The organism is Streptomyces monomycini (genome assembly GCF_022271435.1).
In the GTDB taxonomy this organism is placed as follows: Bacteria; Actinomycetota; Actinomycetes; order Streptomycetales; family Streptomycetaceae; genus Streptomyces; species Streptomyces monomycini.
In genome coordinates, this window is sequence record NZ_JAFIQY010000045.1 from 47,354 (window position 1) to 71,741 (window position 24,388).

At 72.1% G+C, this 24,388-nt stretch carries 20 protein-coding genes and 1 pseudogene; 15 read left to right on the forward strand and 6 right to left on the reverse strand.

What is annotated here, in order from left to right; genetic code table 11:
• The first annotated feature begins 299 nt into the window (after nt 1-299).
• The gene (locus tag JXZ78_RS33960; RefSeq protein WP_050502492.1) at nt 300-1,079 is read left to right on the forward strand and encodes a DUF6542 domain-containing protein; all 780 of its coding nucleotides are present in this window, start codon (nt 300-302) and stop codon (nt 1,077-1,079) included.
• Here the strand turns inward: JXZ78_RS33960 and ppgK are convergent.
• Together ppgK and JXZ78_RS33970 are read right to left on the reverse strand one after the other, a co-directional pair.
• Entirely contained in the window at nt 1,045-1,923 is an 879-nt protein-coding gene (gene ppgK / locus JXZ78_RS33965) for a polyphosphate--glucose phosphotransferase (RefSeq protein ID WP_030020229.1), read from the reverse strand. The two genes, JXZ78_RS33960 and ppgK, sit on opposite strands and share 35 nt — an antisense overlap.
• Nucleotides 1,924-2,020: 97 nt before the next feature.
• Nucleotides 2,021-3,082, reverse strand: a complete 1,062-nt coding sequence (locus JXZ78_RS33970; RefSeq protein WP_030020228.1) for a 4-hydroxy-3-methylbut-2-enyl diphosphate reductase — start codon at nt 3,080-3,082, stop codon at nt 2,021-2,023.
• A 333-nt stretch (nt 3,083-3,415) separates the two neighbouring features.
• On the opposite strand from JXZ78_RS33970, the gene JXZ78_RS33975 reads away from it, so the two are divergent.
• The 4 genes from JXZ78_RS33975 (at nt 3,416) to JXZ78_RS33990 (ending at nt 7,430) form a co-directional block, all read left to right on the forward strand.
• Complete coding sequence (locus JXZ78_RS33975) at nt 3,416-4,924, forward strand: APC family permease (RefSeq protein WP_238783556.1); 1,509 nt, start codon at nt 3,416-3,418, stop codon at nt 4,922-4,924.
• Between the two features lie 105 nt (nt 4,925-5,029).
• Nucleotides 5,030-6,271 carry an exodeoxyribonuclease VII large subunit gene (gene xseA / locus JXZ78_RS33980; RefSeq protein ID WP_030024648.1) on the forward strand — a complete coding sequence of 414 codons (1,242 nt, stop codon included), beginning with the start codon at nt 5,030-5,032 and terminating at the stop codon, nt 6,269-6,271.
• A gap of 10 nt (nt 6,272-6,281) precedes the next feature.
• The gene (locus JXZ78_RS33985; protein WP_030024649.1) at nt 6,282-6,572 is read left to right on the forward strand and encodes an exodeoxyribonuclease VII small subunit; all 291 of its coding nucleotides are present in this window, start codon (nt 6,282-6,284) and stop codon (nt 6,570-6,572) included.
• A gap of 264 nt (nt 6,573-6,836) precedes the next feature.
• Nucleotides 6,837-7,430, forward strand: coding sequence for a malonic semialdehyde reductase (locus JXZ78_RS33990; RefSeq protein WP_030024650.1), 594 nt, complete (start codon nt 6,837-6,839; stop codon nt 7,428-7,430).
• Between the two features lie 286 nt (nt 7,431-7,716).
• On the opposite strand, the gene JXZ78_RS33995 is transcribed toward JXZ78_RS33990, so the two are convergent.
• Nucleotides 7,717-8,253, reverse strand: a complete 537-nt coding sequence (locus JXZ78_RS33995; protein ID WP_030024651.1) for a DUF4245 domain-containing protein — start codon at nt 8,251-8,253, stop codon at nt 7,717-7,719.
• A 200-nt stretch (nt 8,254-8,453) separates the two neighbouring features.
• On the opposite strand from JXZ78_RS33995, the gene glpX reads away from it, so the two are divergent.
• Nucleotides 8,454-9,485, forward strand: coding sequence for a class II fructose-bisphosphatase (gene glpX, locus JXZ78_RS34000; protein ID WP_030024652.1), 1,032 nt, complete (start codon nt 8,454-8,456; stop codon nt 9,483-9,485).
• Nucleotides 9,486-9,670: 185 nt separating this feature from the next.
• Here the strand turns inward: glpX and JXZ78_RS34005 are convergent, their stop codons facing one another.
• Complete coding sequence (locus JXZ78_RS34005; protein ID WP_033040133.1) at nt 9,671-10,033, reverse strand: WhiB family transcriptional regulator; 363 nt, start codon at nt 10,031-10,033, stop codon at nt 9,671-9,673.
• A 223-nt stretch (nt 10,034-10,256) separates the two neighbouring features.
• Nucleotides 10,257-11,042 carry a DUF1707 SHOCT-like domain-containing protein gene (locus JXZ78_RS34010; RefSeq protein WP_050503046.1) on the reverse strand — a complete coding sequence of 262 codons (786 nt, stop codon included), beginning with the start codon at nt 11,040-11,042 and terminating at the stop codon, nt 10,257-10,259.
• A gap of 171 nt (nt 11,043-11,213) precedes the next feature.
• Here JXZ78_RS34010 and JXZ78_RS34015 point away from each other — a divergent pair, with 171 nt between their 5' ends.
• The 6 genes and pseudogenes from JXZ78_RS34015 (at nt 11,214) to JXZ78_RS34040 (ending at nt 19,997) form a co-directional block, all read left to right on the forward strand.
• Entirely contained in the window at nt 11,214-12,908 is a 1,695-nt protein-coding gene (locus tag JXZ78_RS34015) for a fumarate hydratase (RefSeq protein WP_030024657.1), read from the forward strand.
• Nucleotides 12,909-13,014: 106 nt separating this feature from the next.
• On the forward strand, nt 13,015-14,427 hold the full coding sequence (locus JXZ78_RS34020) for a class II fumarate hydratase (RefSeq protein ID WP_030024659.1): 1,413 nt from the start codon (nt 13,015-13,017) through the stop codon (nt 14,425-14,427).
• Nucleotides 14,428-14,483: 56 nt separating this feature from the next.
• Nucleotides 14,484-15,203, forward strand: coding sequence for a cytidylyl-2-hydroxypropylphosphonate hydrolase (gene fomD, locus JXZ78_RS34025; RefSeq protein ID WP_030024660.1), 720 nt, complete (start codon nt 14,484-14,486; stop codon nt 15,201-15,203).
• A gap of 277 nt (nt 15,204-15,480) precedes the next feature.
• Nucleotides 15,481-16,164 (forward strand): class I SAM-dependent DNA methyltransferase, encoded by a 684-nt coding sequence (locus tag JXZ78_RS34030; protein WP_030024661.1) that lies wholly within the window; start codon nt 15,481-15,483, stop codon nt 16,162-16,164.
• Nucleotides 16,165-16,211: 47 nt separating this feature from the next.
• Nucleotides 16,212-18,296, forward strand: a pseudogene (locus JXZ78_RS34035) (SpoIIE family protein phosphatase); the annotation flags it as partial.
• Nucleotides 18,297-18,533: 237 nt separating this feature from the next.
• A complete protein-coding gene (locus JXZ78_RS34040; RefSeq protein WP_030024662.1) occupies nt 18,534-19,997 on the forward strand; it encodes a catalase in 1,464 nt (487 codons plus the stop codon).
• A gap of 91 nt (nt 19,998-20,088) precedes the next feature.
• Here the strand turns inward: JXZ78_RS34040 and JXZ78_RS34045 are convergent, their stop codons facing one another.
• On the reverse strand, nt 20,089-22,338 hold the full coding sequence (locus JXZ78_RS34045; RefSeq protein ID WP_238783557.1) for a transglycosylase domain-containing protein: 2,250 nt from the start codon (nt 22,336-22,338) through the stop codon (nt 20,089-20,091).
• Between the two features lie 291 nt (nt 22,339-22,629).
• On the opposite strand from JXZ78_RS34045, the gene JXZ78_RS34050 reads away from it, so the two are divergent.
• The 3 genes from JXZ78_RS34050 to JXZ78_RS34060 form a co-directional block, all read left to right on the forward strand.
• A complete protein-coding gene (locus JXZ78_RS34050; protein ID WP_030024665.1) occupies nt 22,630-23,607 on the forward strand; it encodes an SPFH domain-containing protein in 978 nt (325 codons plus the stop codon).
• A 143-nt stretch (nt 23,608-23,750) separates the two neighbouring features.
• Nucleotides 23,751-24,026: a type II toxin-antitoxin system antitoxin gene (locus JXZ78_RS34055; RefSeq protein WP_078624699.1), complete on the forward strand. Its 276-nt coding sequence runs from the start codon at nt 23,751-23,753 to the stop codon at nt 24,024-24,026.
• Nucleotides 24,027-24,244: 218 nt separating this feature from the next.
• A partial coding sequence (locus tag JXZ78_RS34060; RefSeq protein ID WP_238783560.1) for an ATP-binding cassette domain-containing protein occupies nt 24,245-24,388 on the forward strand: 144 nt, incomplete at its 3' end.

Sequence of the window (24,388 nt, forward strand, 5' to 3'; positions counted from 1 at the left end):
TACGGGCGGAGTTCGAGGGGCCTGGGGGCGGGTACGCGTACGCTGCGTTACGGCCGCGGGGTGATTTGTACGCCGAATGGGCCGGTCAGGTCAGACAAAACGCGTGTCCTGTAACCGGTTGATACCACTTGGCGGCCTACCGTTGCCGAGTGGAGCAACACAGAGCGCGCAGCCCCCAGCACAGTCCGCCCCGGACCGGCCGTCCGGCAGCGGGCCAGGACGCACGGCTTCCCCGCCCCGCGGAGGCCTTGCCGACGAACGCTCCGGAGGTCCGGGGCACTCGGGACGCCCGGAATGCCGTGAATGCGGCGGGCACTCCCGGAGCACCCAGGGCACCGGGCGGACCAGGCGCCCCGCGCGGCCCCGGAGCGGACGGGTACGGCGAGGAGAGTTCGACCGTCTACCGGGTCCGCGCGCGCCGGAGCGGGCCGCTGGCTCCGCTCGCGGCGGCCGCCGCGCGGCTGCCCGCGCCCCGGCTCACCGGGCTGGGGTGCGGCCTGCTCAGCACCCTCGCCCTCTTCGGCTTCGCCTTCCTCGACCGGCTGCTGTTCGGCGCCGCGCCGACGGCCTACGGAGTGTTCTTCGTCCTGGTGAGCGTGTGCGCCGGGCTGTGGGTACGGCCGTACGACCTGATCACGGCGCCGGTCGCGCTGCCCATCGCGTACACCGTCGGAACCGTACCGATCAGCCACAACACGGGCGGGGTGGGCGGCCTGCTGATGGGCGTCTTCACGGTGCTGGCGACGCAGGCGGGCTGGCTGTACGCGGGCACGCTGACCTGCGCGCTGATCGTCCTCGTACGCAAGGTGGCGGCCCTGGCGCGGCGGCAGGCCGAACGGCACGCGCGGCGGCAGGCGGCGCGTGCGGCGGGCCGGGCACCCGCACGGGCGCAGAGCGCCGGGAAGGCGCCGGGCGCGGAACCGGAGCGCGTGCGCCGGCGCGTGGAGCAGACGCCGGGGCCGGGACAGCGCCCGGGGCTGGGCCAGGGGCCGCACCGCCCCGGCCGCACGCCGGGGCAGTCCGCCGTCCAGCGGGCGGGCCAGGTCAGGGATCGGCCGGCCAGCCGACCTGCGACGTAGCGGAGGAGGGAGCGGGAGAAGCGCCGGGAGTGGCGGTGGAGAGGGGGCCTGCTGACGCGCCTGCGCCGGCGGGGGCCGCCGTGCCCTCCTGGCCCGCTGCCCGTGCGGCCATCGCGGCGCCCACGATGCCCGCGTTGTTCTGCAACTGGGCGGGCACGATCTCCGCCCGGATGCCCTCGATCAGCGGCAGGAACTTCGCCGCCTTGCGGCTGACGCCGCCGCCGATCACGAACAGCCGGGGCGAGAAGAGCATCTCCACGTGGGCCAGGTACTTCTGCACCCGGTGGGCCCACTGCTCCCAGCTCAGGTCCTCGTCGTCCTTGACCTTGGTGGACGCCCGCTTCTCCGCGTCGTGGCCGTGCAGCTCCAGGTGGCCCAGCTCGGTGTTGGGCACGAGCTTGCCGTCGGTGAAGACGGCGCTGCCGATACCGGTGCCGAAGGTGAGCACGACGACCGTGCCGCCGCGGCCCTTGCCCGCGCCGAAGTGCATCTCGGCCAGGCCCGCCGCGTCGGCGTCGTTGAGGACCGTGACCGGGCAGCCGTCGGTCTCGCCGCCGAGGCGGCCCGCCAGCAGCGCCGCCGCGTTCCGGTCGATCCACCCCTTGTCGACATTGGCCGCCGTACGGGTGACGCCGTCCGTCACCACGCCGGGGAACGTCGCGCCGACCGGTCCCGTCCAGCCGAAGTGGTCCACGACCTGCTGGACGCAGTCCGCGACCGCGTCCGGGGTCGCCGGCCGCGGGGTCAGTACCTTGTACCGCTCGTCCGCCAGGTCACCGCGCTCCAGGTCCACCGGGGCGCCCTTGATGCCCGACCCGCCGATGTCCACACCAAAGACCTTCATGTCTAGAGGCTAGGCGGGGACGGGGCGGTTCACCCCTCGACTTTCGGGTTCGGAAGGGGATCCGCCGGACCGAGCGGACCGGGCGCCGTCCGGAGCCTCAGCCCTCGGCGGCGGTCTTCGCCTCGGAGCGCAGGTCGCGGCGGAGTTCCTTCGGCAGGGAGAAGGTGATCGACTCCTCGGCGGCCTTGACCGTCTCCACGTCCTCGTAGCCGCGCTGGGCGAGCCAGTCCAGGACGCCGTGCACCAGGACCTCGGGGACGGAGGCACCGGAGGTGAGGCCGACCGTGGTCACGCCCTCCAGCCAGCTCTCGTCGATCTCCTCCGCGCCGTCGACCAGGTGGGCCGTGCGGGCGCCGGCGCCGAGGGCGACCTCGACGAGGCGGACGGAGTTCGAGGAGTTCTTGGAGCCGACGACGATGACGAGGTCGGCCTCGGCGCCCATCTGCTTGACGGCGGTCTGGCGGTTCTGCGTGGCGTAGCAGATGTCGTCGCTGGGCGGGGAGAGAAGGTTGGGGTAGCGGCCCTTGATGGCGTCGACCGTCTCCATGGTCTCGTCGACCGAGAGGGTGGTCTGGGAGAGCCAGACGACCCGGTCCGGGTCGCGGACCTCGATGTTCTTCACGTCCTCGGGGCCGTCGACGAGGGTGATGTGCTCGGGAGCCTCGCCGCTGGTGCCGATGACCTCTTCGTGGCCCTCGTGGCCGATCAGGAGGATGTCGAAGTCCTCCTTGGCGTACCGGACGGCTTCCTTGTGGACCTTGGTGACCAGCGGGCAGGTGGCGTCGATGGTCGCCAGCTTGCCCTGCTTGGCCTCGTCGTGGACGACCGGGGCGACGCCGTGCGCGGAGAAGATGACGATGTTGCCCTCGGGCACCTCCGCGGTCTCCTCGACGAAGATCGCGCCCTTCTTCTCCAGGGTCTTGACGACGTACTTGTTGTGGACGATCTCGTGGCGCACGTAGACGGGCGCGCCGTACTGTTCCAGGGCTTTCTCGACGGCGATCACGGCACGGTCCACGCCCGCGCAATAGCCGCGGGGCGCGGCGAGCAGGACCCGGCGGCGGTCCTCGCGCGGTGCGGCGTCTCCGTCCGGAACGGTCTCGCCGTCCGGAACGGTGGCGGGCGACGGGCTGGGCGTAGCAGCAGTCATACGATCCATCGTACGGGGCCGACTTCGGGGTTCGTGATGCCGCCGGGACGTGGCGGGGCGCGCAGCGCGACGGGGGCGTGCGGGTTCCGCTTCACACGGGTTCACGCGGTTCACGCGGGTCGCGCGGGTCCACGAGGGTTCACGCGGGTCACGGGGGTTCACGCGGGCGTGGGCGCCCCCCACCGCCCCTCCGGCTCCCGCGCGCCCCCCTTGACCGCCCCCTTGACCGCCCCCCGGCCGCCTCTCCTGGCGCGTCACCCCCGTCCGGATGCGGCCTTGCCCGAAGCTGGGAGACAGCCGACGATCATCGTCGGCCGTACGTCCCCTGCTGGAGTGACCGCCATGAGCGCACCGTCCGAGCCGAACCCGCCCGCCCGTCGTTCACCGCCGCCCTCCCCCGGACGCGCTGCGCGCGACGCCGCCTCCGGTACCGCCACGGCGCCCGGCGCGTCCGCCGCGCCCGACGGCGGCGGGCTCCGGCGCACGCTGTCCTTCCGCGACCTGGTCGTCTACGGGCTGCTGTTCATCGCCCCGATGGCGCCCGTCGGGATCTTCGGCACACTCCAGGCCAAGTCGCACGGCGCGATCACCATCGTCTACGTGGTGGCGACGGTCGCGATGGCCTTCACCGCGTACTCGTACGCGCAGATGGTGCGGGTCGCCCCGCAGGCCGGGTCGGTCTTCACCTACGCGCGGGCCGGGCTCGGCGACGGGGCGGGATTCGTCGCCGGGTGGATGGCGATGCTCGACTACCTGCTGATCCCGGCGGTGGCGTACCTCTTCTCCGGCATCGCCATGCACGCGCTGGTGCCGTCCGTGCACCAGTGGGTGTGGACGGCGCTCGCGGTGGTCGTCACCACGCTGCTGAACCTCCTGGGGGTACGGACGGCGGCGGTGGCCGGCTTCGTGGTGCTGGCGATGGAGCTCGCGGTGCTGGTGGTGTTCGTGGTGACGGCGGTGTGGGTGCTGGCCACGGACGGGGCGCAGCGCGGCTGGTCGGTGCCGCTGACCGGCGAGGGGGCGTTCTCCACGAGTGCGGTGCTGGCCGCGGTGTCGGTCGCGGTGCTGTCGTATCTGGGGTTCGATGCGATCGCTTCGTTCGCGGAGGAGGCGAAGGAAGCGCCGCGCGAAGCACGTCCGGGGGAAGGTGGCGGCGGGCGGCGGGCGGGCGGAGCGCCGGTGGCGCGGGCCGTACTGGTCTGCCTGGTCGTCGCGGGGGTGCTGTTCGCCGTACAGACGTACCTGGCGGCGCTGCTGGCGCCGATGTCGGCGGCGGAGCTGGCGGAGAAGCCCGCCGAGCAGGGCGACGCCTTCTACACGACGGCGAACGCGGCCGCCGGCGAATGGCTGCAGAAGCTGGTGGCGGCGAGCAAAGCCGTCGGGGCGGCGTTCGCGGCGCTGGCGGGGCAGGCGGCGGCCGGGCGGCTGCTGTTCGCGATGGCGCGGGACCGGCGGCTGCCGGGCGCGATGTCGAAGGTGGACGCGGGCAGCGGGGTGCCGCGCCGGGCCTTGCTGGGCGCCGCGGTGGTGACGCTGGTCGCGGCGGTGTGGGCGGCCCGTCGCGACGACGGTCTGGACCACCTGTCCTCGATCGTCAACGTGGGCGCGCTGACCGCCTTCGGGCTGCTGCACGCCTCGGTGATCGGCTGGTTCTGGGTACGCAAGCGGGCCGAGCGGCCGAGCCTCCTCAAGCATGTGCTGGTGCCGGTACTGGGGCTGGGTGTGGTGGTCGCGGTCGTCGTGGAGGCGTCCCGGACCGCGCAGATCGTCGGCGCGGCCTGGTTGGTGGTGGGGCTGGTGGTACTGGCGGTGCAGTACGGGCGGCGGAAGGCCGGGGCGGCGGGTGGCTGACGCCGCGACGGTCCGTACGGGCATCGGGTCGCGCGCCCCGACGGTCCGTACGGGCGCGGAGCCGCGCGCCCCGGCGTTGTCAGTGCCGGGCTATACGCTCGTGGCATGAGTGTGAGGACGTCTGCGGAGGCGCCGATCCCCGTCGGCGAGGTGTCGCGGCTCATCGGGGGGTGGATCGACCGGCTGGGTGCCGTCTGGGTCGAGGGGCAGATCACGCAGCTGTCCCGGCGGCCGGGTGCCGGTGTGGTCTTCCTGACGCTGCGCGATCCGTCGTACGACATCTCGGTGAGCGTGACGTGTTACCGCCAGGTCTTCGACAAGATCGCGGACGTGGTCAGCGAGGGCGCGCGCGTCGTCGTGCACGCCAAGCCGGAGTGGTACGCCCCGCGCGGCCAGCTCTCGCTGCGGGCCGCCGAGATCAAACCGGTGGGCGTCGGCGAGCTGCTGGCGCGCCTGGAGCAGCTGAAGAAGTCGCTCGCCGCCGAGGGCCTGTTCCGGTCGGAGCGCAAGCGGGGGCTGCCGTTCCTGCCGCAGCTGATCGGCCTGGTGTGCGGCCGGGCCAGCGCCGCCGAGCGGGACGTCCTGGAGAACGCCCGGCTGCGCTGGCCGGCGGTCCGCTTCGAGGTGCGCAACGTGCCGGTGCAGGGTGTGCACGCGGTGCCCCAGGTGATCGAGGCGGTCAAGGAGCTGGACGCGCTCCCCGAGGTCGACGTGATCATCGTGGCGCGCGGCGGCGGCAGCGTCGAGGATCTGCTGCCGTTCTCGGACGAGCAGCTCGTACGGGCCGTGGGCGCCGCCCGTACCCCCGTCGTCTCCGCGATCGGCCACGAACCGGACTCGCCGCTGCTGGACCTGGTCGCCGACCTGCGCGCCTCGACCCCGACGGACGCGGCGAAGAAGGTCGTACCGGACGTCGGCGAGGAGTTCGCCCGCATCCAGCAGCTGCGCGAGCGGGCGCTGCGCGCGATCAGCGGCTGCCTGGACCGCGAGGAGCGCGGCCTGGCCGCGGCCCTGAGCAGGCCCTCCATGCAGCGGCCGCACCGGATGGTCGAGGAGCGCGAGGACCAGGTCACAGCCCTGTTGGAGCGCGGCCGGCGCACTCTGGGGCATCTGCTGGACCGCGCCGACTCGGAGCTGTCGCACACACTGGCGCGGGTCGTCGCCCTCTCCCCCAAGGCGACCCTGGAACGTGGCTACGCGGTGCTCCAGAAGCCGGACGGCTCGGCCGTGCGGTCGCCGCGCGAGGTCGCGCCGGACGACGAACTGCGGGCCCGGGTCGCCGAGGGCGAGTTCCGGGTACGGGTGACCGGGAACGGCCCGCGGTCCGATGTCACACCCCCGGAATAGGGTGGGAGCCATGGCGAAGGCGAAGACGGACGACGACACGATGGCGGACGGCACGGCGGACGCGGCGCAGTCGGACGGCTCCACGCTCGGGTACGAACAGGCCCGGGACGAGCTGATCGAGGTCGTCCGCAGCCTGGAGGCCGGCGGGACCACGCTGGAGGAGTCCCTCGCGCTCTGGGAGCGCGGCGAGGAGCTGGCAAAGGTCTGCCGCCGCTGGCTGGACGGGGCGCGGGCGCGCCTGGACGCGGCGCTGGCGGAGGAAGCGGAAGAAGCGGAGACGGGCGAGGACGCGGCCGGGTAGCGGCCGGGCAGGGCCGCGGCGGAGCCGCGCCTTACAGACCGAGGCCTCGGAGGCCGAAGCTTCAGCGGCCGAAGCCTCAGTGGCCGAACAGGGCCGGGCCCGGGCTGCCGCCACCGCCCTCGGTGCCGCAAGCCCGCCCCGAGGCACCACCACGCCGTGAGACCTTGTGAATCGGGTCACGATTCCACCGTATTAGTTGAAACTTAATCTACCTTGGTTACAGTTGACGACGAACACGGAAATCCCGACTTACGAGGTGCCCTCATGTCTCTCGCGCTCGACGCCGCCGCCCAGGACCTCCTCTTCCGCGAGGCCCAGACCGCCAACTCGTTCACGGACGAGCCGGTGACGGACGAGCAGGTGCAGGCCATCTACGACCTGGTGAAGTACGCCCCCACCGCCTTCAACCAGTCGCCGCTGCGCATCACCATGGTCCGCTCCGAGGACGCCCGCGAGCGCCTGGTGCGGCACGCGATGGGTGCCAACGGCCCGAAGACGCTGAGCGCGCCGCTGACCGTGATCCTCTCCACGGACCTGGACTTCCACGAGAAGCTGCCGACGCTGTTCCCGCACGCCCCCGGCATCAAGGACACCTTCTTCTCCGAGGCCGCCGTCCGCGAGGTCGCCGGCGTCCAGAACGCCACGCTGCAGGCCGGCTACTTCATCGTCGGCGTCCGCGCGGCGGGCCTGGCCGCGGGCCCGATGACCGGCTTCGACTTCGCCGGCATCGACAAGGAGTTCTTCGGCGACGGCAAGCAGAAGTCCTTCATGGTCATCAACATCGGCAAGCCGGGCGCCGACGCGTTCTTCCCGCGCTCGCCGCGCCTGGGCTTCGACGAGGCTGTCACCACCGTCTGATCCGGCCGGGGGTCCGGGGGTTGCCCCCGGAAAGACACAGCCCGCGCTCGCCGCGGCTCGGCTTCGACGAGGCCGTCACCACCGTCTGATCCGGCCGGGGGTCCGGGGGTCGCCCCCGGAAAGACACAGCCCGCGCTCGCCGCGGCTGGGCTTCGACGAGGCCGTCACCACCGTCTGATCCGGCACCGCCCGACCAGTACGCACACCGAGGCCGCCGCACCCATCCCAGGTGCGGCGGCCTCGACGTATCCGCGCCTCGACGTATCCGTCCGGAACGGCCGGCCGGTCAGCCCTTCTCCGCCTTCAGCGAGGCCGCCAGCTCGGCGAGCCGTCCGTACGGCGCGGTGCCGGTGAGGACGGTCGTGACGCCCTCCTCCTCGCGCACCAGCGCGCGGTACTTCTCGCCCTTGTAGCGGTCCCACTTCACGCCGCCGACGGCCTGCCGGCCCGCGGCCTTCTCGGCGCCCAGCGTGACGTCCTGGATGAACTTCTTCGCGGGCGCGTCGCTCTGCTCCAGCGACGCGTACTCCTGCTCCGGGTCGAGGAAGCCCAGGTGCCAGGCGCCGCCCTTGCCGTCCTTGGTGGCCTTGTACGTGACGGAGGTGGCGCGCCAGCCCTCGGGCAGCCCCTCGGGCGCGGCGACCGGGTACGGCGCGGCGCGCCGGGCGGTCGCGAGCTCGACGCGGTAGTCGACCGTCTTGACCGCGTTCACCTCGGCGGTCCTGCTGTCGTTGTGCGGGATGAAGACATAGATGCCCGCGACGAGGGCGCCGATCACCGCCATCGACAGGACCATGTCCCGAACCGTCTGCTTGCCTCGCATACCTGCCACGCCTCTATGGTCCCCCATCCCCGGCTCCGCGAAGACACGCCCCCCGCCCGCCGCCCGCCGCGCGGGGACACGCCCGCATGGCTGCTTGTCGCCGCTCATGCGTAGGGCCCGCTGCTCATTTTGGCGACGTACCGATAAAGTCATAGCCACCCTCGCCATTCCGGCCGTCGCCGTACAGAAAGGTGCGCTCGATGACCGAGCATCATCTGCCGTCCCAACTAGAGGTCAGCCCTGAGGCTCCCGACCGCAACCTCGCGCTGGAGCTCGTCCGGGTGACCGAAGCCGGAGCCATGGCCTCGGGCCGCTGGGTCGGGCGCGGCGACAAGAACGGCGCCGACGGCGCCGCCGTCAAGGCCATGCGCGCCTTGATCCACACCGTCTCGATGAACGGCGTCGTGGTCATCGGGGAGGGCGAGAAGGACAACGCCCCGATGCTCTACAACGGCGAGCGGGTCGGTGACGGCACCGGAGCCGAGTGCGACGTGGCCGTGGACCCGGTCGACGGCACCACGCTGACCGCCAAGGGCATGGCCAACGCCGTCTCCGTGATGGCCGTGGCCGAGCGCGGCGCCATGTTCGACCCGTCCGCGGTCTTCTACATGGACAAGCTGGCCACCGGCCCGGAGGCCGCCGACTTCGTCGACATCACGGCGCCGGTCGGCGTGAACATCCGCCGGATCGCCAAGGCGAAGAAGTCCTCCGTCGAGGACGTCACCGTCGTCATCCTGGACCGGCCGCGCCACGAGGGCCTGGTCAAGGAGGTACGGGAGGCCGGCGCCCGGATCAAGTTCATCTCCGACGGCGACGTGGCCGGCGCGATCATGGCGGCCCGCGAGGGCACCGGCGTCGACCTGCTGCTGGGCATCGGCGGCACGCCGGAGGGCATCATCGCCGCGTGCGCGCTGAAGTGCCTGGGCGGCACCCTTCAGGCCAAGCTGTGGCCCAAGGACGACGAGGAGCGGCAGCGCGCGATCGACGCCGGGCACGACCTGGACCAGGTGCTGCAGACCGACGACCTGGTCCGCGGCGACAACGTCTTCTTCGTCGCCACCGGCATCACCGACGGCGACCTGCTGCGCGGGGTGCGCTACCGCGCCGAGACCGCGACCACCTCGTCGTTGGTGATGCGCTCCAAGTCCGGCACGATCCGCCGGGTCGACTCCGAGCACCGGCTCTCCAAGCTGCGCGCGTACAGCTCGGTCGACTTCGAGCGCCCCAACTAGCCCGAACCGGCCCCGACCGGCAACAACCGGTCGCGGCAAGGCCGTCGCGGCACCCGACAAGGCCGTCGCGGCACCCGGCATGCGTCTTCGGGCGCCCCGGCCGGCCCCGCAAACACTCGGGCCGGGACTCCGCCGTCTTCCCGGCGGGGTCCCGGCCCGTCACGCGTGCCGGTCGCACGGGCCGCTCAACCGGCGGCGGCCTGCATACGGGCCGAGCGCTGCAGCTCGGTCTCCCGGCGCCGGCGGCGGGCCAGTACGACCCGGCGCTCGGCGGCGGTCAGGCCGCCCCACACCCCGTAGGGTTCCGGCTGCACGAGGGCGTGCTCCCGGCATTCGATCATCACCGGGCAGCGGGCACAGACCCGCTTGGCGGCTTCCTCCCTCGCCAGGCGCGCGGCGGTCGGCTCCTTGGACGGTGCGAAGAACAGGCCCGCCTCGTCACGGCGGCACACCGCCTCCGCGTGCCAGGGACCGGCCTCTTCGCGAGAGGGAACCCGCTGGGACGGAACAACTGCGGTGTCCTGCAGAGGCTGATGCGGTAGCAGCACGGTCTACTCCTGACGACGGCTTCGGCGAAGAGTCACCCTTGCCCGTCTCGCTGCGCACGACTTTTCGCACCCCGCAGCCGTACGAGAGACGATGCACCAGCCCTACCCGCTGTACGCGTGCTTATGCACACGGTTGCGATCGGCCGCCGAGCAGTACGGACGCGCCGCGGAAACACCGCCTCCGGGCCGGGGGCCGCCGCCGCGACACCGGCCCGCCGGCCGGTCAGTCGCGATGGCCGCCGTGCAGCCGCCCACGCCGCTCGTCGCGCCAGGCCTGGCGCTCGTCGTACCGGTCCCGGCGCTCGTCGCGCCGCTGCTCCTGCCACGCGCGCCGGGCGCCCCGCAGATCGTCGCGCAGGTCGCGCAGCCACTTGCCGCGCTTGGCCCGGGCCTCGACGCTGCCGAGCACCGCGTAGCCGTTGACGAGGACGACCGGGGCGCCGGCGTCCGCCGACTCGTTGGTCTCGACCTCGAAGGCTCCGAGCACGCCGGAACCGTTGCTGCGCAGGGTGACGTTCTCGGGCACCCGGATCTCCACGCTGCCGAAGATCGAGGTGACATTGATCCGGACCTGCTGCTGCTGGAAGATCCCCTCGGTCAGGTCGATCTCCACGCTGCCGAAGATCGCGACGGCGTTGATACGGGCGGGCACCCGCCAGCGGCCCTTGCGGGTCGAGGCACTGAAGATCGCGACCATGCTCTGGTCCGGCAGCGCGCCGCCCGGCTCCGCCTCGTACGCGGCGGCCGCGGGCCGGGGGCCGGGGGCGCCGCCCTCCGCGGGCAGGTCGCGTACCAGCGGCTCCAGTTCGCCCATCGTCTTGGCGCGGTAGACCAGGTCGATGCGTTCGGAGTGCTCCTCGGCGTCCAGCCGCCCGACCGCCAGCGCCTCGCGCAGGATCTCCGCGATCCGGTCCCGGTCGGCGTCGGAGGCCCTCAGCTCGGCCTCGGCCACGGGCTTGGTCAGGTTCACCGGCTGCTGGGCTCGCTTGGCGAGCGACGATTCGTCCACGGGAGGCAGCCTACCGAAACGCGATAGATCGCGACTAGGGGACGTGCAACCCCGAAGACGTTCCAGGTGAGCCTTACCTCACAGCGGCGGCTGGAGGCGGGGGTTCTACGCTGTTGGGGCGCTGCCGCAGATGTCAGCCGAAATCCACCGTCGAGTGAGGAATGGCCCCTGATGTCCCCCGTCTCCCACCCAACCGGCCCGGCATTCGCCTATACCGACCTGCTCCCCGTAGGCGAGGACAACACCCCCTACCGCCTCGTCACTTCGGAGGGTGTGAGCACCTTCGAGGCCGACGGGCGTACGTTCCTCAAGGTCGAGCCGGAGGCGCTGCGCAAGCTGGCCGCCGAGGCGATGCACGACATCTCGCACTACCTGCGCCCGGCCCACCTCGCCCAGCTGCGCCGCATCCTGGACGACCCCGAGGCGTCCGCCAACGACCGCTTCGTGGCGCTGGACCTGCTGAAGAACGCCAACATCGCGGCGGCGGGCGTGCTGCCGATGTGCCAGGACACCGGCACCGCCATCGTCATGGGCAAGCGCGGCCAGAACGTCCTGACCCAGGGCCGCGACGAGGAAGCGCTCTCCCGCGGTATCTACGACGCGTACACCCAGCTGAACCTGCGGTACTCGCAGATGGCCCCGCTGACCATGTGGGACGAGAAGAACACCGGCTCCAATCTTCCGGCCCAGATCGAGCTGTACGCGAACGACGGGGACGCGTACAAGTTCCTGTTCATGGCCAAGGGCGGCGGCAGCGCCAACAAGTCCTTCCTCTACCAGGAGACGAAGGCCGTCCTCAACGAGGCGAGCATGATGAAGTTCCTGGAGCAGAAGATCCGCTCGCTGGGCACGGCCGCCTGCCCGCCGTACCACCTGGCGATCGTCGTCGGCGGCACCAGCGCCGAGTACGCGATGAAGACCGCGAAGTACGCCTCCGCGCACTACCTGGACGAGCTGCCCGCCGAGGGCTCCCCCACCGGCCACGGCTTCCGGGACAAGGAGCTGGAGGAGAAGGTCTTCGAGCTGACACAGAAGATCGGCATCGGCGCGCAGTTCGGCGGCAAGTACTTCTGCCACGACGTGCGCGTGGTGCGCCTGCCCCGGCACGGCGCGTCCTGCCCGGTCGCCATCGCCGTCTCCTGCTCCGCCGACCGCCAGGCCGTCGCGAAGATCACCGCCGAGGGCGTCTTCCTGGAGCAGCTGGAGAAGGACCCGGCGCGCTTCCTGCCGGAGACGACCGAGGCGGAGCTGACCGAGGGCGCGGGCCCGGACCTCGACGCCGTACGCATCGACCTGAACCACCCGATGGACGAAATCCTGGCCGAGCTGACCAAGCACCCGGTCAAGACCCGGCTCTCGCTCACCGGCACGCTGGTCGTCGCCCGCGACATCGCGCACGCGAAGATCAAGGAGCGGCTGGACGCGGGCGAGGAGATGCCCGAGTACCTGAAGAACCACCCGGTGTACTACGCGGGCCCGGCGAAGACCCCCGAGGGGTACGCGTCCGGCTCCTTCGGCCCGACCACGGCCGGCCGGATGGACGCCTACGTCGAGCAGTTCCAGGCGGCCGGCGGCTCGAAGGTCATGCTGGCCAAGGGCAACCGCTCCCAGCAGGTCACCGACGCGTGCGCCGCGCACGGCGGCTTCTACCTGGGCTCGATCGGCGGCCCGGCGGCCCGCCTGGCGCAGGACTGCATCAAGAAGGTCGAGGTCCTCGAATACGAGGAGCTGGGCATGGAGGCGGTCTGGCGGATCGAGGTCGAGGACTTCCCGGCGTTCATCGTCGTCGACGACAAGGGCAACGACTTCTTCCAGGACCCGGCGCCCGCTCCGACGTTCACCAGCATCCCGGTGCGGACCGCCTGACGGCCGTGCGGCCCCCTGCGGCGGTTCGCTTCGCGCGTACCGCCTGACGGACGAAACCTGCCGGTGCCCGGGAACAGAATCGCTGTTCCCGGGCACTGACATAGACATGAGCGACAACGGCCTGAGCGGCGACCACGGCGAGTACCGGACCGAGCACGACTCGATGGGTGAGGTGAAGGTGCCGGCCCGGGCGAAGTGGCGGGCGCAGACGCAGCGGGCGGTGGAGAACTTCCCGGTCTCCGGGCAGCGGCTGGAGCGGGCGCACATCGAGGCGCTGGCCCGTATCAAGGCCGCGGCGGCCAAGGCCAATGCCGGGCTGGGTGTGCTGGACGAGGACGTGGCGGCGGCGATCCAGGAGGCCGCGGCGGAGGTCGCGGACGGGAAGTGGGACGAGCATTTCCCCGTGGACGTGTTCCAGACCGGCTCCGGTACGTCGTCCAACATGAACACCAACGAGGTGCTCGCGACCCTCGCCACCGAGCGGCTGGGCCGCGACGTGCACCCCAACGACCACGTCAACGCCTCCCAGTCGTCCAACGACGTCTTCCCGTCCTCGATCCACATCGCGGCGACCGCGGCCGTCACCCACGACCTGATCCCGGCGCTGGAGCATCTGGCGGCCGCGTTGGAGCGCAAGGAGACCGAGTTCGCCGAGGTGGTGAAGGCGGGGCGGACGCATCTGATGGACGCCACGCCCGTCACCCTCGGCCAGGAGTTCGGCGGTTTCGCGGCGCAGGTCCGCTACGGCGTGGAGCGGCTGCGGTCCGCGCTGCCGCGGCTGGCCGAACTGCCGCTGGGCGGTACGGCGGTGGGCACCGGCATCAACACCCCGCCCGGCTTCCCCGCCGCGGTGATCGCCGAGGTGGCGCGGACGACGGGGCTGCCGCTGACCGAGGCGCGCAACCACTTCGAGGCGCAGGGCGCGCGGGACGCGGTCGTGGAGACCAGCGGGCAGCTGCGCACCATCGGCGTCGGCCTGACGAAGATCGCCAACGATCTGCGGTGGATGTCCTCGGGGCCGCGCACCGGTCTGGCCGAGATCAACCTGCCCGACCTGCAGCCCGGTTCGTCCATCATGCCCGGCAAGGTCAACCCGGTCATCCCGGAGGCGGTGCTGATGGTGGCCGCGCAGGTCACCGGCAACGACGCGACGGTGGCCGCGGCGGGCGCCGCGGGCAACTTCGAGCTGAACGTGATGCTGCCGGTCATCGCGAAGAACGTGCTGGAGTCGGTGCGGCTGCTGTCGAACGTCTCCAGGCTGCTCGCGGACCGTACGGTCGACGGGATCACCGCCAATGCCGAACGGGCGCGTGAGTACGCCGAGTCGTCGCCCTCCGTCGTCACCCCGCTGAACAAGTACATCGGGTACGAGGAGGCCGCCAAGGTCGCCAAGAAGTCGCTGGCCGAGCGGAAGACGATCCGCGAGGTGGTCATCGAGTCCGGGTACGTCGGCCAGGGGCTGCTGACGGAACAGCAGTTGGACGAGGCGCTCGACGTGCTGAGCATGACACATCCGTAACGTTCCGTGCGGCTTCCGTCACAGCCAGGACACCGGTGCCCCTCTAGGATCTGCTCATGACAGCGGACATGGTGGAGACGAGGAAGGGCGCCGCCGGGGCGAAGGGCACGCGGGCCGCCGTGGAGAGGCCGGGACGCTGGGCGCCCGGTGACCAGATCCTGTGGCGGTACCGCGACAACGCCGGCGACGGTATCCACATCTGCCGTCCGATGACCGTCGTACAGGACACCGACGAGCTGCTCGCGGTATGGATGGCGCCCGGCACGCCCTGCGTCAAGCCGGTGCTGGCCGACGGGACGCCCGTCCACCGCGAGCCGCTCGCCAGCCGGTACACCAAGCCGCGGCGCACCACCCGCGACCAGTGGTTCGGCACCGGGGTGCTGAAGCTGGCCCGGCCGCGCGACCCCTGGTCGGTGTGGCTGTTCTGGGAGCCCGGCTGGCACTTCAAGAACTGGTACGTGAACCTGGAGGAGCCGCGGCGCCGCTGGGCGGGCGGCATCGACTCGCAGGACCACTTCCTGGACATCTGCGTGTATCCGGACCGGCATTGGGAGTGGCGCGACGAGGACGAGTTCGCGCAGGCGCAGCGGGACGGACTGATGCCGGCCGCGCTGGCGGCGGACGTACGGGCGGCGGGCCGCGCGGCGGTCGAGCACATCACCGCGTGGGGTGTGCCGTTCCGTTCGGGCTGGGAGGACTGGCGGCCCGACCCGGCGTGGGAGGTGCCGGGGCTGCCGGAGGACTGGGACCGGGCCGCGCCCGGCGCGCGGGACTGAGAGCCCGGTTCCGGGGCGGCTGCGCGGGCGTCCGCCCCGTCCGTGCGGAGGGCTCCCCGGCCGGCCGTACGAGGGGGCGGCTCCGGGCGCGCCGGCGGGCAGGTGAGGGCGCGGTGCGGCGTGCGAGTGAGCCCCCTTGATGCGCCCCTGGGGATCAACCGTAGGATCGTCCTCCACAAGACTGCACAGGCGTAACTCAAGACTGCACGGAACTGCACGGACGTGGCTCCCGAGGCGGAGTCCCGAACTTGACCGCGGTCGCAGGAGAGGCGAGGTCGTGAGCGCTGAAGGCTACGACGGATACGAGGGCCTGAACCGGTTAGTCCTGGACCGGGCGGGGCAGGCGGAGGCGTTCGACGCGATCGGCGACCGGTACGACGAGGCCTTCCCGCACAAGGAAGGACAGCTCGCGGCCGGCGCCCGGCTCACCGCCGCGCTGCCGCCCGGATCGCGGGTGCTGGACCTCGGCTGCGGTACGGGCCTGCCGACGGCCCGTCAGCTGGCCGACGCGGGGCACACGGTCGTCGGTGTGGACCTCTCCCCCTCGATGGTCGCGCTGGCCCGCGACAATGTCCCGGCGGCCCGCTTCCACCAGCTGGACGTCGCCGACCTGCGCGACGGCCGGCTCGGCGGCCCGGGCTCCTTCGACGGTGCCGTAGCCTTCTTCTCGCTGCTGATGCTGCCCCGCGCGGAGATCCCGTACACCCTGCGGATGCTGCACACCCTGCTGAAACCCGGCGGGCTGCTGGCCCTGTCCATGGTCGAAGCCGAGCTGGACGACTGCCCGATTCCGTTCCTGGGCAGCACGATCCGGGTATCGGGTTACCTGCGGGACGACTTGCGCCAGGTCGTGCACGACGCGGGCTTCGAAGTCACCGGGGAGGACTCGTATGCGTATGCCCCGGCCAGTACGGACACCCCACCCGAGTTCCAGCTCTTCCTGCACCTGCGACGCGCTTGAGACGCGGCGCGCCACGCGCGCAGCCCCGGACGGATGGAATCCCACGCGTGACGGAGCACCCGACCTCCCACGAACCGCGGCAGGCCGCCCCGCCTGCCGCGTCCTCGGCGACCCCGCACCAGGGCCGGCCCGAGCCGGCGCCGTGCACCGCGGCCGCCGATCCCCGCAGCTTTCCGGGGCAGTCCTCGGCCGGCGGACCGGCCGGGGTGGCTGACATGTCGGCCGCCGCGCCGCGCGGTGACGATTCTCCTGCGTGCGCCGCGGACGGCGGCCGGGCGGACGCCGGGGCCGGCCGGTCCCGGCCGCGCCCCGAGGAGACACCCGGGGTGCCGCCGCCCGCCGCACCGCACGGTGTGCCGGTGGAGACCGGCGCCCGCGGCGGAGCGGCCGGACGCGCCCCCGAGCAGACCGGCGGCCCCGGCGCGCCGCCCGCCCGCTCCGCGCACCCCGCGCAGCCCGCCGAGAGCGTCGAGCTGCTGGCGGCGCGTCAGGCGGGCGGCGACCGGCTGCGGTTCATCGGCGCGGCGACCCGGCGGATCGCCCGCGGCATAGACCTCGACGAGATCGTGCTGGGGCTGTGCCGGGCGACGGTGCCGACGTTCGCCGACGCGATCCTGGTCTATCTGCGCGACCCGCTGCCGGTGGGTGACGAGCGCCCGACCGGCCCGGTGGTGCTGCGGCTGCGCCGTACCGACCGGATCCCCGAGGAGCCGGACACCAACGGCGGGCGGCTGCCGATGCTGCCCGCGCAGCCGGACCTGAGCCCCGCGATGGGCGGCAGTGCCGCGGAACTGTCCGAGGTGCTGCCGGGCGGGCCGCTGGCGGAGGTGCTGCGCGGTGTACGGCCGCTGTTCGGCGAGGTGCAGGCGGCGCGCGCCGCGCTGCCGGAGCTGCTCGGCCCGCTCACCCACCTGCCCGCCGGGCACCGGGTGATCCTGGCGCCGTTGCGCGGCCGCCGCCGGGTGATCGGCGCCGCGGTGTTCCTGCGCCGCCCGGACCGCCCGGCCTTCGAGGCGGACGACCTGCTGGTGGCGGCGCAGCTGGCGACGCACACGGCGCTGGGTGTCGACAAGGCCGTCCTGTACGGGCGCGAGGCGTACATCGCCGACGCGCTCCAGCGCACGATGCTGCCGGACTCGCTGCCGCAGCCCACCGGCGTACGGCTGGCCAGCCGCTATCTGCCCGCCGCGGAGACGGCGCGGGTGGGCGGCGACTGGTACGACGCGATCCCGCTGCCCGGCAGCCGGGTGGCGCTGGTCGTCGGTGACGTGATGGGCCACTCCATGACCTCCGCGGCGATCATGGGCCAGCTGCGCACCACCGCGCAGACCCTCGCGGGGCTGGACCTGCCGCCGCAGGAGGTGCTGCACCACCTCGACGAGCAGGCGCAGCGGCTCGGTTCGGACCGGATGGCGACCTGCCTGTACGCGGTCTACGACCCGGTGGCGCACCGCATCATGGTCGCCAACGCCGGGCATCCGCCGCCCGTGATGCTGCACCGCGGCGGGCGCGCGGAGGTGCTGCGGGTGCCGCCGGGCGCGCCGATCGGTGTCGGCGGGGTGGACTTCGAGGCGGTCGAGCTGGACGCGCCCGCGGGCGCCACGCTCGTGCTGTACACGGACGGTCTGGTGGAGTCCCGTATCCGGGACGTGTGGACCGGCATCGAGCAGCTGCGGGAGCGGCTGACGGAGACGGCCCGGCTGACCGGGCCCAACCCGCCGCCGCTGGAGCCGCTGTGCGACGAGGTGCTGGACATGCTCGGCCCCGGTGACCGGGACGACGACATCGCGCTGCTCGCGGCCCGGTTCGACGGCATCGCGCCGAGCGACGTCGCGTACTGGTACCTGGACCCGAAGGCGCAGACGGCCGGGCAGGCGCGCCGGCTGGCCCGCCGGGCGCTGTCCCGGTGGGGCCTGGAGGAGCTGACCGATCAGCTGGAGCTGCTGGTCAGCGAGGTGGTGACCAACGCGGTGCGGTACGCGGAGCGGCCGATCACGCTGCGCCTGCTGCGGACCGACGTACTGCGCTGCGAGGTCGGCGACGACGTGCCGCAGCTGCCCAGGCTGCGCCAGGCCCGGCCGTCCGACGAGGGCGGGCGCGGTCTGTACCTGGTCAACCGGATGGCCCGGCGCTAGGGCGCGACGCGGCTGAGCACCGGCAAGGTGGTGTGGTTCGAGCTGTCGATGCCGTTCGGGGGCGCCCCGTAGGCAGCGGTTTCCGGACGCGGCCGCCGGGGCGCCAGGGGGCGCGCCGGCGGCCGGACTTCGTCTCGAACCGGACGGCGTCCAACGGTTGCCGACACCGCGTCGGCGGAGTTGACTTCTGGGGTGCGAAGGGACTGACGGCCCATCCCCGGGAGGCGCTCCGCCATGACCAGCTCCGCGCACGACGTCCCGCGTACGACGACCAACGCCGGCGTCCCGGTCGAGAGCGACGAGCACTCGCTCTCGGTGGGGTCCGACGGACCGCTGCTGCTCCAGGACCACTACCTGATCGAGAAGATGGCCCAGTTCAACCGGGAACGGGTGCCGGAGCGGGTGGTGCACGCCAAGGGCAGCGGCGCGTACGGGTTCTTCGAGGTGACGAACGACGTCAGCCAGTTCACCAAGGCGGACCTCTTCCAGCCGGGCCGGCGCACCGAGATGCTGGCCCGTTTCTCGACGGTCGCGGGCGAGCAGGGTTCGCCGGACACCTGGCGGGACCCGCGCGGCTTCGCGCTGAAGTTCTACACCGAGTACGGCAACTACGACCTGGTCGGGAACAACACGCCGGTCTTCTTCGTGCGGGACCCCAGCAAGTTCCAGGACTTCATCCGGTCGCAGAAGCGCCGCCCGGACAGCGGGGTGCGCGACCACGACATGCAGTGGGACTTCTGGACGCTGTCGCCCGAGTCGGCGCACATGGTCACCTGGCTGATGGGCGACCGCGGCATCCCGAAGACGTACCGGCACATGAACGGCTACGGCTCGCACACCTACATGTGGGTCAACGGCGGCGGCGAGCGGTTCTGGATCAAGTACCACCTCAAGACCGACCAGGGCATCGACTTCCTCACGCAGGAGGAGGCCGACCGGCTGGCGGGCGAGGACGGCGACCTGCACCGCCGCGACCTGTACGAGTCGATCGCGGCCGGTGACGCGCCTTCGTGGACCCTGTACGTCCAGGTGATGCCGTTCGACGACGCGCCGGACTACCGCTTCAACCCGTTCGACCTGACCAAGGTGTGGCCGCACGGCGACTACCCGCTGACCGAGGTCGGCCGGATGACGCTGGACCGCAACCCCGAGGACTTCTTCGTCCACATCGAGCAGGCGGCGTTCGAGCCGTCCAACATGGTGCCGGGCATCGGCCCGTCGCCGGACAAGATGCTGCTGGGCCGGCTGTTCTCGTACCCGGACACCCACCGCTACCGCATCGGCCCGAACTACACGCAGCTGCCGCCCAACCGCCCGCACTCGACGGTCAGCTCGTACGCGAAGGACGGCCCGATGCGGTACGAGCCGTCCCGTACGGCGGCGGTGTACGCGCCGAACTCGTACGGCGGCCCGGCGGCCGACACGCAGAACTTCGGCGACCCGGCGGGCTGGCACGCGGCGGGCGAGATGGTGCGCGAGGCGTACAAGCTGCGCCGCGACGACGACGATTGGAGCCAGGCGGGCACCCAGGTGCGGCAGGTGCTGGACGACGCAGCGCGCGGACGGCTGGTGGACAACGTCACCGGGCACCTGTCGAAGGGCGTGAGCCGCCCGGTGCTGCTGCGCGCCCTGCAGTACTGGCGCAACGTGGACAAGGCCCTCGGCGACCGGATCGCCGCGCGGTTCAACGGCGGCTGAGCCGGAGCGCGGACGGCGGGACGGAGACGGCCGTGGCCCCCACCTGTGCGGTGGGGGCCACGGCCGTCGGCGCCGGGCGCCGGGCGCCGGATCAGCCCAGGTCGTCGAGGCCGGGCGGGCGGCCGTTGTCGCCGTTGCCGCCGCTGCCGGTGGTCGGGGTGGCCGGCGGCGTCTCCGGGGGCGTGGGCGTCCGGGACGGCGTGTGCGACGGGGTGCGCGACGGCGTCTGGGACGGCGTGTGCGACGGGGTCTGGCTCGGCGTGTGCGACGGGGTCTGGCTCGGCGTCTGGGACGGCGTGTGCGACGGGGTGTTGCTCGGCGGCGGGGTGTTGGTCGGTGCGACCCCGGCGCCGAGGTCGGTTTCGAGGTCGAACTTGGCCCCGGCGTCGTCGCCGATGGCCGCCGCGGTGTAGGCGGCCCAGACCTCGGCCGGGTAGCCGCCGCCGTTGACGCGGCCGCCGCCTCCGGTGCCCTTGAGCGAGACCTGCTTGCCGCCCTTGGCCTCCTCGCCGAACATGCCGACCGCGGTGACCAGCTTCGGCGTGTAGCCGACGAACCACGCCGACTTGTTGTCGTCGGAGGTACCGGTCTTGCCGGCCGCCTGGTAGTCGGCGCCGTCCATCGCCTTCTTGGCCGTACCGTCGTTGACCACACCGCGCAGTACGGAGGTGACGGTGTCGGCGGTCCCGCGGGTCAGCACCTGGGAGCCGACCGGGTCCGGCAGCTCGACCTCCTGCGCGCCGTGCTGCGCCTTGGCGACCATGGCCGGTTCGACCTTCTTGCCGTGGTTGTCGAGCGTGGCGTAGGCGGCGGCCATCTGGAGCGGGCTGGCGCCCATGCTGCCGAGCGTCATCGCGGGCTGGACGTCCATCCGGCTGCCGTCCATGCCGAGGCTGACCGCGGTCTTCTTGACCGCGTCCAGGCCCACGTCGGCGCCCATCTGCGCGAAGACGGAGTTGACGGAGTTGTTGGTGGCCTGCTGGACGCTGATCCGGCCGTAGTTGACCTCGTCCTCGTTCGGCGGGGCGAACGGCTTGGAGCTGTTGACCACCGGGCGGCGGTTGCGGCCGTCGTAGACCGTGTCGGGGGTGATGGGCACCCCGGACTGGGTCTTGGCGTGGTTCTCCAGGGCGGAGGCGAAGATCAGCGGCTTGAACGTGGAGGCGGGCTGGAAGTCGGCCCGGGTGGCGTTGTTCGTGTAGTGCTTGGTGTAGCCCGCGCCGCCGTACATCGCCACGACGTGGCCGGACGCGGGGTCGACCGAGACGGCACCGAGCTGGGCGTCCCGGTCCGCCTTGCGCTGGGACGGGTCGAGGTCGTCGGACAGCTTCGTCTTGACGGCCTTCTCCAGGTCCTGCTGCTTCTTCTTGTCGATAGCCAGGGTGATGGTCCAGCCGCCGGCCATCAGCTCCTTCTCGTCGACGCCCTTACGGATCAGCTCGTCGTTGGCGGCGTTGATGAAGTACCCGACCTGACCGGCCACACCGGGCAGCGGCTTGGGCTTGACGGGCTTCTGGAACGTCTGCTTCTGCCGGTCGGCCTCGTCGAGCCACTTCATCTCGACCATGTTGTTCAGCGTGTACGCCCAGCGCTCCTGCACCCGCTTCTTGCCGGCGTCGGAGGCGATGGCCCAGTCGTACTGGCTGGGGGCCTGGAGCAGGGAGGCCAGGTAGGCGCCCTGACTGACGGTCAGCTTGTCGACGTCCACGCCGTAGTACGCCTGGGCCGCCGCCTGGATGCCGTACGCGCCGCGGCCGTAGTAGCTGGTGTTCATGTACCCGGCGAGGATCTCGTCCTTGCCGAGCTTGTTGTCCACCTTGAGGGAGATGACGATCTCCTGGAGCTTGCGGCTGACCGTCTGCTCCTGGCTCAGGTAGTAGTTCTTGACGTACTGCTGGGTGATGGTCGAGCCGCCCTGCTTGCCCTGGCCCTTGAGGGTGTTGAGGATGCCGCGCAGGGTGCCCTTCAGGTCGACGCCGGAGTCCTGGTAGAAGGTCTTGTTCTCGGCCGCGACGAAGGCGTGCTGGACGTGCTTGGGGATCTGGTCGATCTTGACGGTCTCGCGGTTCACCGCCTTGTCCGCGCCCTTGCGGGCCATGACCGAGCCGTCGGCGTACTTGTAGACGTTGCTCTGGCTGGTGGCCTGGAAGTTCCCCTCGTCGGGGACGTCCACGTACAGGTACAGCCCGAGGAAGCCGAGGATGCCCAGCAGGCACACGCCGAGGAAGGCCCCGAGGAGCTTCTTCCAGGTGAAGAAGCGGCGTACACCGCCTTTCCGGTCCTTCGGCTTCGCCCGGCGCTTACGCCCCTGAGCCGCTCGCCTCGCGTCCGCTCGCCCCATCGCTCCCGCAACTCCAGTCGTTCCGCCCCCAATAACTCAGCTCACGAAGCTAACACCGCATCTGTCAGCAAATGCTCATCGATCAAGGCTTTTCCCGACGTGACAAAGAGCACCCGGGCCGGGGGAACCGTCCCGTGAGGATGCCGTACCGATCTGAGAGCCTTCTTAAAGTGCTATCACTTTGCTATTCTGGCGAAAGCACAGTCGGCCCGTACGGATCCGGCCACCGCACCGACCACGCGGCGGCCCGGCGCGGGCTCCGAGGAATGTCACGAGAAACGGGGAGACGACATGTCCGACCAGACACCACCCGGCGGCAGCGACGGGACGGGCGGCGGCGCGCAGCTCGCGGCCGACGCCCCGCAGATGCCGCGTCCACAGGTCCGCGAGACGGTGGCGCACAGCATCCCGGGCGGCCTGGGCCTGCTGCTCACCGTTCTCGGCGTGTTCGCCGGGCTGGGCATGATCATCGGCGGTGGGGTGCTCGCCGCCGGCGGGACCAAGGCGGCGGGCGTGCCGCTGATCATCCTCGGCGTGCTGCTGCTGGTGGGCTCGCTCTTCTGCATGACGGGCGTGAAGATGGTCGCCCCCGGCGAGGCCCGGGTCATCCAGCTCTTCGGGCGCTACGTCGGCACCATCCGCGAGGACGGCCTGCGCTGGGTGAACCCGCTGACCGCCGACCGCAAGATCTCCACCCGTGTCCGCAACCACGAGACCGCGGTCCTGAAGGTCAACGACGCGTACGGCAACCCGATCGAGCTGGCCTCCATCGTGGTGTGGCAGGTCGAGGACACCGCGCAGGCACTGTTCGAGGTCGACGACTTCCTGGAGTTCGTCGCCACCCAGACCGAGGCGGCGGTACGGCACATCGCCATCGAGTACCCGTACGACGCGCACGACGAGGACGCGCTGTCGCTGCGCGGCAACGCCGAGGAGATCACCGAGAAGCTGGCCGCCGAACTGACCGCCCGGGTGCAGGCCGCGGGCGTACGGATCATCGAGTCCCGCTTCAGCCACCTCGCGTACGCTCCCGAGATCGCCTCGGCGATGCTCCAGCGGCAGCAGGCCGGCGCGGTCGTGGCAGCCCGCCAGCAGATCGTCGAGGGCGCGGTCGGCATGGTCGAGATGGCGCTGGCCCGCATCAGCGAGCAGGACATCGTGGAACTGGACGAGGAGCGCAAGGCGGCCATGGTCAGCAATCTGATGGTGGTGCTGTGCGGCGACCGGGCCGCCCAGCCCGTACTGAACACCGGGTCCCTCTACCAGTGAGCGAGGGCGGCTCCCAGGACGCGCCCCGGGACGCTTCCGGGGCCGCCGGACCCGCTTCCGGGGCTGCCGGGCCCGCCCCCGAGGCCGTCGGGCCCGCGGACGGCGACCAGGCGCCGAAGCGTCGGGCGCAGCGGCGCAAGCAGATGCTGCTGCGGCTCGACCCGCTGGTCCACGACGCGCTCGCCCGCTGGGCCGACGACGAGCTGCGCAGCGCCAACGCCCAGGTGGAGTTCCTGCTGCGGAAGGCCCTGGCGGACGCGGGGCGGCTGCCGAAGGGCGCGGGCGGGCTGCCGCGCCGGGGGCGGCCGCCGAAGGCCGCCGGGCCGGAGGGCCCGGCAGGCACGGCGGGCGCGGCGGGCGCGGCGGACGGCGGGGAGCCGGAGCCGCCGGAACCGGAAGCAGCCAGTCCGGGCGGGTGAACACGAGGGGTGCCGGAGGCCCGGTCCGTACGCGGGCCTGGCCTCCGGCCGCTTCCGGCGTGGGTATACACCACAGGTATACACACCATGTAGAGTGGCGGACACGTCCTGCCGGGAAGCTCTCCGGGCGCCGTACCCGGCCCCCGCACCGCTCCCGCCGGCGGAGCCCCGTCCCCGCCGCCCGGACCGTCCCCGTCCGCACTTCCGGAGGCCCTCGTATGACCCCGGCCGGTTCCCTGCTCAAGGCCAGCGCGCTGTACAAGGCGTACGGCTCGACCAACGCGCTCGACGGCGCCGAGTTCTCCATCCACCCCGGCGAGGTCGTCGCCGTCATGGGCCCGTCCGGCTCCGGCAAGTCGACC

What these genes read in the sequence shown, in the direction of transcription:
- ppgK (WP_030020229.1), bottom strand. Translation starts at nt 1,923, where the DNA reads ATGAAGGTCTTTGGTGTGGACATCGGCGGGTCGGGCATCAAGGGCGCC.
- JXZ78_RS33970 (WP_030020228.1), bottom strand. Translation starts at nt 3,082, where the DNA reads ATGGATCGTATGACTGCTGCTACGCCCAGCCCGTCGCCCGCCACCGTT.
- JXZ78_RS33975 (WP_238783556.1), top strand. Translation starts at nt 3,416, where the DNA reads ATGAGCGCACCGTCCGAGCCGAACCCGCCCGCCCGTCGTTCACCGCCG.
- xseA (WP_030024648.1), top strand. Translation starts at nt 5,030, where the DNA reads ATGAGTGTGAGGACGTCTGCGGAGGCGCCGATCCCCGTCGGCGAGGTG.
- JXZ78_RS33985 (WP_030024649.1), top strand. Translation starts at nt 6,282, where the DNA reads ATGGCGAAGGCGAAGACGGACGACGACACGATGGCGGACGGCACGGCG.
- JXZ78_RS33990 (WP_030024650.1), top strand. Translation starts at nt 6,837, where the DNA reads ATGTCTCTCGCGCTCGACGCCGCCGCCCAGGACCTCCTCTTCCGCGAG.
- JXZ78_RS33995 (WP_030024651.1), bottom strand. Translation starts at nt 8,253, where the DNA reads ATGCGAGGCAAGCAGACGGTTCGGGACATGGTCCTGTCGATGGCGGTG.
- glpX (WP_030024652.1), top strand. Translation starts at nt 8,454, where the DNA reads ATGACCGAGCATCATCTGCCGTCCCAACTAGAGGTCAGCCCTGAGGCT.
- JXZ78_RS34015 (WP_030024657.1), top strand. Translation starts at nt 11,214, where the DNA reads ATGTCCCCCGTCTCCCACCCAACCGGCCCGGCATTCGCCTATACCGAC.
- JXZ78_RS34020 (WP_030024659.1), top strand. Translation starts at nt 13,015, where the DNA reads ATGAGCGACAACGGCCTGAGCGGCGACCACGGCGAGTACCGGACCGAG.
- fomD (WP_030024660.1), top strand. Translation starts at nt 14,484, where the DNA reads ATGACAGCGGACATGGTGGAGACGAGGAAGGGCGCCGCCGGGGCGAAG.
- JXZ78_RS34040 (WP_030024662.1), top strand. Translation starts at nt 18,534, where the DNA reads ATGACCAGCTCCGCGCACGACGTCCCGCGTACGACGACCAACGCCGGC.
- JXZ78_RS34045 (WP_238783557.1), bottom strand. Translation starts at nt 22,338, where the DNA reads ATGGGGCGAGCGGACGCGAGGCGAGCGGCTCAGGGGCGTAAGCGCCGG.
- JXZ78_RS34050 (WP_030024665.1), top strand. Translation starts at nt 22,630, where the DNA reads ATGTCCGACCAGACACCACCCGGCGGCAGCGACGGGACGGGCGGCGGC.
- JXZ78_RS34055 (WP_078624699.1), top strand. Translation starts at nt 23,751, where the DNA reads ATGCTGCTGCGGCTCGACCCGCTGGTCCACGACGCGCTCGCCCGCTGG.